Origin of the sequence: Psychrobacter sp. FME5, assembly GCF_014861375.1 — a bacterium.
Lineage (GTDB): Bacteria > Pseudomonadota > Gammaproteobacteria > Pseudomonadales > Moraxellaceae > Psychrobacter.
In genome coordinates, this window is record NZ_RRYX01000144.1 from 1 (window position 1) to 5962 (window position 5962).

Below are 5962 nucleotides of genomic sequence, written 5' to 3' on the forward strand. Positions count from 1 at the left end.
CAATGATAGGTATCCTAAAGCCAGTGAGGTTGCAGGTTAAGACCATTACCTCTGATAATGGTAAAGAGTTTGCTCAGCATAAGAAGGTGAAACAAAAGCTCTTTAGCGCTTTCTTCTTTGCCGATGCTTATGCGTCATGGCAGCGAGGAACCAACGAGAATACCAACGGATTAATCAGAGAGTTCTTGCCTAAGGGTTGTGACTTTAGACAAGTCTCTGATAATGAGATACAGGACATTGAGAATAAACTAAACAACAGACCAAGAAAACGCTTAGGGTTTAAAACGCCCAATCAGGTGTTGTATAATATAATTTAGCGTTGCACTTGGTGTGTTAATCTAAGCTTCCTTTAGCCAGTGGACCCTTTATGACCCAACACTTTATCGTTATCGGCAATCCGATTGCCCACAGCAAATCTCCTCAGATTCATCAGCAATTCGCCGCACAAGTCGGTATCGATATCTCGTACGAACGCCAATACTGCCCCGATGAGGCCACAAGCTTTACCGCCGTGATAGAAGCGTTTTTTCATGGTGGTGGCATCGGTGCCAATGTCACAGTGCCGTTTAAGCAAGTCGCTTATGATGACTGTGCGGCGCGCGGTGGTTTATCCGAGCATGCCAAAGTTGCTGGTGCGGTCAACACCCTGCTGTTAAATAGTGAAATGTTGAAAAATGGCGCATCAATAGCAGAAGCACTATACGGCGATAATACCGACGGACAAGGGCTGGTCAATCATATGACAAGCCTAAACTGGCCGCTGAATGGCGCACGTGTGGCTCTAATCGGTGCAGGCGGCGCAGCACGTGGGGTGATATTGCCCCTTATTCAAGCGGGTATTGGCCAGTTAACCATTGCCAACCGTACAGTAACTAAAGCAGAAGTATTGGTCGATGAGCTTAGCGCGGCTAGTCCTACTATCGCTGATAAGCAGATTAAAACCTGCCCTACAGCGGCATTAACTGGCGCGTTTGATATCATCATCAATGCGACTTCTATCGGACTGTCAGGTGAGACATTGCCATTGCACGATGGGCTCAGCTGCCAGTATGCTTACGATATGATGTATGGTCGCACGCTGCCATTTTTAGAGCACTTTGCTGCGCACAGTGCGCAAACCTCAGACGGCTATGGCATGCTGATTGGACAAGCTGCTTTGAGCTTTGAGCGTTGGACAGGTCATGCTGTCGATGTTGGACAGGCAAGTGAGGCATTAAAAGCCCCGTCAGTATAAATGATATTGTTTGCTAACCAAATCGTGTCAGTAGCCAATTCTCAATACGCTGTAGCGGTACGCGCAAATTGGTTGAATGCATAACGATGCCGCCACCAAGACCGACCATACAGCCGAGTAAGGTATCAAACAGACGCGCGCGCATCACCTCTTGATAAGCCGTTGGCATAAGCGACATACCGCTACCGTATTCGGCAATAAATATCGTCAATGGCGTAATAAATATAACAGCGAGACCATAATGCCTGTCCACTAATGACTCAATACACAGCATCATCGCCAATATCGAAGCGGCCACGCCCCATATCGACAAACCCCATGAAAGCATCCAACTCGCCAGCCCTACCCCTATCAATGTCCCAAGCAAACGATGAAACTGCTTAATCCACATCGTCCGCAAATGAATACCTTGAATGATAAGAAAACAGCTAACTGCTGCCCAATACGGGTTGGACATATCCAGCGTCACTGCGATTAGTAACGACAAACTGACGAAGCCTGCGACAATAATGCTTTCGCTGATGGTATCTGGCTCATAACTATAAATCGGCGTCGGCGACGAAGGACGCGTCGCCAATAGAAACAGTGAATATAGCAGCCCCATGATTAAGGCAAAGCCACTGCCAAGCATCACCAGCCCCATTGCTGGCATGATTTGCTCCATGGGTACAGGGATAAATAAGGCAATGGCACCTGACATCATGATAAACAAACCCGCGGGCGGCGGCTGGCGATAGTGACGTCCAAAAACAATAATACCAAAGGCCATCAATGCAAATACGGGCAGCCTGAGCCATGGTATTTGCTGAGCTAATAGCCCAAGCGCAAAACACAGCGACATAGCAAAGCCCCATGCCATCATCGTGATTACACGGTGCGGCAGCGTACCGACTAGAGGCAGGTTTAAGATAACCATGGCCCCGAGCGATGCCTTGATACCCGAAGATAAATGACCAAAATAGGCGCCGACAAAGACAGGAAAGCTAATCGCAATCGCGGCAACAATTGGCAAGTGCCATGGTCGCTTACTGCGATTTACTTTTAATAGATGGCTCAGCTCCCCATTGATTAAACGCTTTAGGCTAGCCAATACTTGATTCAGCCAAGATGCTCGCTCTTTTTGCTTCAATGCGCTCATCTGTGGTTTCTCTTATATAATAAATTCATATTTCTTTAATTTTTTGTCCGATTCTTCTTTATGGTATTTAAAACGCCCTAGTATAGTCATCGCTTAATTATGGTCATTGCTCGACTAAAATATAACTAAAATTTATAAATACAACACCAACTAATGAATATTAGTTATAAGTTGTATATTTGTCGTCCCAGAAGATTTATACTCGTATTAACACCATAACAGCTAACTTTTATCAAGGACGACTTAACGACTATTATAACGGATAAGCTGTTACTCATAAATCCACATGACAACCGATCATATGACAATCAAAACAGTGTCTACCGCTATTCAAAATAAGTAAATATCGCTGACATGAAATGGCTCGAATGCGATGCCATAAGTCTATGATAGCGAATCAACCAAAGAGAGCGATTATGTTAACTTACAAAGCACCTTTACGTGATATTAAATTCTTGATTAATGATGTTTTTGATTACCAAACGCATTATAAAGATCTAGACAATGGTGAGAACGCTGATCCTGAAACCGTCGATATGATTCTTCAGGGTATGGCAGATTTTGCTGAAAACGTTTTAGCGCCTTTATATCAGCCCGCTGATGCAGAAGGCTGTCATTTTGATAATGGCGTCGTGACCACGCCAAAAGGCTTTAAAGAAGCTTATAATCAATTTGTAGAAGGCGGCTGGCAAGGTATCTCATACCCTGAAGAATACGGTGGTATGAACTTACCGACTTCATTGAACCTCATTAAAGCTGAAATGATTGGTACCGCTAACTGGCCTTGGGCGATGTACCCTGGTCTATCAACCGGTTGTATCAATACCATCATGCAATATGGTACCGATGAGCAAAAAGAAACTTACCTGCATAAATTGGTCGAAGGCTCTTGGGCGGGCACCATGTGTCTGACTGAGCCACAATGTGGTACTGACTTGGGTCAAGTTAAGTCAAAAGCCATTCCACAAGAAGACGGCAGCTATAAGCTTAGCGGTACCAAAATCTTTATCTCAAGCGGTGAGCATGATTTAACCGAAAACATCGTCCATATCGTACTAGCGCGCCTACCAGGTGCGCCAGAAGGCACACGCGGTATCTCATTATTTATCGTGCCGAAATTCTTACCAAATGCTGAAGGCGAAATCGGTGAACGTAATGGCGTCACTTGTGGTTCGATTGAGCACAAAATGGGTATTAACTCATCAGCAACTTGTGTTCTGAACTTTGATGATGCAGTCGGTTACCTCATTGGTGAGCCGAACAAAGGCCTCAAAGCCATGTTCACCTTTATGAACACCGCGCGTATCGGTACTGGTATCGAAGGTCTTGCCCATACTGAGCTAGCATTCCAAAACGCCCTACCTTATGCCAAAGATCGTCGCTCAATGCGTACGTTATCAGGTACCAAAGATCCTGAAAAAGTAGCAGATGCCATCATTCATCACGCTGACGTACGTCGTATGCTATTGACCCAAAAAGCCTTTGCTGAAGGTGGTCGCTCAATGATTTATCATTCAGCACGCTATGCGGACAAAATGGCGCAAGGCATTATTAATGGCGATGATGAAGAATTTGAGAAATGGGATGATAAGTTAGGCTTCTACACGCCAATTCTTAAAGGCTTCCTAACTGAGCTTGGTATTGAAGCGGCCAAACATGGTCAGCAAGTATATGGTGGTCACGGTTATATCAAAGAATGGGGCATGGAGCTGATCGCTCGTGATGCTCGTATCGCCACTATGTACGAAGGCACCACTGGTATCCAAGCACTAGATTTACTAGGTCGTAAAGTTATCTTACAGTCTAAAGGTAAAATCATTCGCGACTATACCTCAAGCATCATGAAATGGTGTGGTGAATATGCCTTAGACAAAGACATGCGCAAATTCGTTTGGGCATTGACTAAGCTATGTGCTGAGTGGAACACGCTAACCGTACGCTTGATGCTAATGGCACGTAAAGACCGTGAAATTATCTCAGCAGCATCTGATGACTTCTTAATGTACTCAGGCTATGTGATGATGGGTTATCATTGGGCGCGTATGGCGGCAGTTGCCTATGACAAGCTAGAAAATGGTGGCACTGAAGCACCGGAATTCTACAAAGCCAAAATCCAAACCGCTGAATTCTACTTTGATAAGCTATTACCACGTACGTCTGGTCACGCCGAAAGCATGGTCGCACCAAGCGAAAGCATGACTTCAATGGACATTGATAGCTTTTCATTCTTAGACTAGGATTGCTTAAATACCAATCTTTAACATTTAGAATTTAAAAAGCGCCCAGTTAATAACTGGGCGCTTTTTTATGCTAGATTATACCAAACCCAAAAAGTACGATTAGCCGTGTCAAACTCGTTTAGCCTATAATGCGTAGCACTTGCACTCGTTTTCCTTGCTACTCTAACTTTTGTGAATGGTATTAGAAAGTAACCAATAATTATATTTTATAGGAGGTAACCATGACCCTATCCACTTTTATCCCTTCTTTAACCTCTGTGCTTATGATTGGCTTCATCAGTATTAGTGGCGCGCAAGCGAGCGACACCCCTATCCGTTTTGCCAAAGGTCAAATCAGCACCACGATTACTGGCAAATTAAAACCCAATGTAGATGAGCAATGGTATCGTTTTAATGCGGAAAAAGGTCAATATGCGCTGATAAATATCGCACCGCCATCAGGTAAAAATAAAGCGACGCCTGAGACTGCCAATGTCGGCGTGTTACATATGCCAGACGGCAGCCAAGATGGCACCAAAGGCGGTATCATTTATCAGAACTGCTTGCCAATGACAGGAGAATATCGACTGCGCATTGCCCGCAACCTAATGGCGACGCAAGGTAAAACAGCTGGATATCACGTTGAAGTTATTATGCTACCTAAATATGCTAGTAAAGAATTATGCGAAAATGAATAAGCTAGGTAATAAATCATTCTGGCTAGGTATTAGCTAAGCATTTTTTTATGATAAACCATGCTAATTTCCTCAACTTCAACACATATCTGTAACTCGACCCGCACTGATTGCTCTGACTTTATTGTTTCTTCTATGGTTGTAACCAATAGCTCAGCGAGCTGATTACGAATCAAAAGATCACGACCGCTCATTATTTTTAAATGAGCATAAACAAAACCATTGGCTTGCTCGTCATCTTCAACACCCACCAAAAATGTCTCTATAGGCACTATTCGTGCTTTGATATCAGTTGGTTTACCAAAATGACCACTGTCCCACAGCGCTTTATTTAACGCTTTAATAAATGATTCTTCATGAGCAATCATGACATTAGGGGTTACTTGAATGGTTAAATGCGGCATACGGCTACTATCCTTTTGCAATTTGAAAATTATAAAATTCTTAGATTAACACACCAAGTGCAACGCTAAATTATATTATAGAACACCTGATTGGGCGTTTTAAACCCTAAGCGTTTTCTTGGTCTGTTGTTTAGTTTATTCTCAATGTCCTGTATCTCATTATCAGAGACTTGTCTAAAGTCACAACCCTTAGGCAAGAACTCTCTGATTAATCCGTTGGTATTCTCGTTGGTTCCTCGCTGCCATGACGCATAAGCATCGGCAAAGAAGAA

7 protein-coding genes are annotated in these 5962 nt (G+C 43.7%); 4 read left to right on the top strand and 3 right to left on the bottom strand.

Annotated features, from left to right (window positions below; genetic code table 11):
• The coding region (locus EI161_RS13040) for an IS30 family transposase (RefSeq protein WP_192529538.1) at positions 1-317 on the top strand (317 nt) is incomplete at its 5' end.
• A 50-nt stretch (positions 318-367) separates the two neighbouring features.
• Positions 368-1234: a shikimate dehydrogenase gene (gene aroE / locus EI161_RS13045; RefSeq protein ID WP_192529748.1), complete on the top strand. Its 867-nt coding sequence runs from the start codon at positions 368-370 to the stop codon at positions 1232-1234.
• Between the two features lie 13 nt (positions 1235-1247).
• Here the strand turns inward: aroE and EI161_RS13050 are convergent, their stop codons facing one another.
• A complete protein-coding gene (locus tag EI161_RS13050) occupies positions 1248-2372 on the bottom strand; it encodes an FUSC family protein (protein WP_192529749.1) in 1125 nt (374 codons plus the stop codon).
• A 416-nt stretch (positions 2373-2788) separates the two neighbouring features.
• Between EI161_RS13050 and EI161_RS13055 the strand changes: the two genes are divergently transcribed.
• Together EI161_RS13055 and EI161_RS13060 are read left to right on the top strand one after the other, a co-directional pair.
• Positions 2789-4609, top strand: a complete 1821-nt coding sequence (locus EI161_RS13055; RefSeq protein ID WP_192522705.1) for an acyl-CoA dehydrogenase C-terminal domain-containing protein — start codon at positions 2789-2791, stop codon at positions 4607-4609.
• 224 nt (positions 4610-4833) lie between these two features.
• Positions 4834-5289, top strand: a complete 456-nt coding sequence (locus EI161_RS13060; RefSeq protein ID WP_192522706.1) for a hypothetical protein — start codon at positions 4834-4836, stop codon at positions 5287-5289.
• Between the two features lie 29 nt (positions 5290-5318).
• Here EI161_RS13060 and EI161_RS13065 read toward each other — a convergent pair whose 3' ends face one another.
• Complete coding sequence (locus EI161_RS13065; protein ID WP_192522707.1) at positions 5319-5690, bottom strand: 5-carboxymethyl-2-hydroxymuconate Delta-isomerase; 372 nt, start codon at positions 5688-5690, stop codon at positions 5319-5321.
• A gap of 65 nt (positions 5691-5755) precedes the next feature.
• A partial coding sequence (locus EI161_RS13070) for an IS30 family transposase (protein WP_192524905.1) occupies positions 5756-5962 on the bottom strand: 207 nt, incomplete at its 5' end.

Bases quoted from the DNA above. Each gene is read 5' to 3' on its own strand.
- EI161_RS13060 (WP_192522706.1), top strand. From the start codon at position 4,834: ATGACCCTATCCACTTTTATCCCTTCTTTAACCTCTGTGCTTATGATT.
- aroE (WP_192529748.1), top strand. From the start codon at position 368: ATGACCCAACACTTTATCGTTATCGGCAATCCGATTGCCCACAGCAAA.
- EI161_RS13055 (WP_192522705.1), top strand. From the start codon at position 2,789: ATGTTAACTTACAAAGCACCTTTACGTGATATTAAATTCTTGATTAAT.
- EI161_RS13065 (WP_192522707.1), bottom strand. From the start codon at position 5,690: ATGCCGCATTTAACCATTCAAGTAACCCCTAATGTCATGATTGCTCAT.
- EI161_RS13050 (WP_192529749.1), bottom strand. From the start codon at position 2,372: ATGAGCGCATTGAAGCAAAAAGAGCGAGCATCTTGGCTGAATCAAGTA.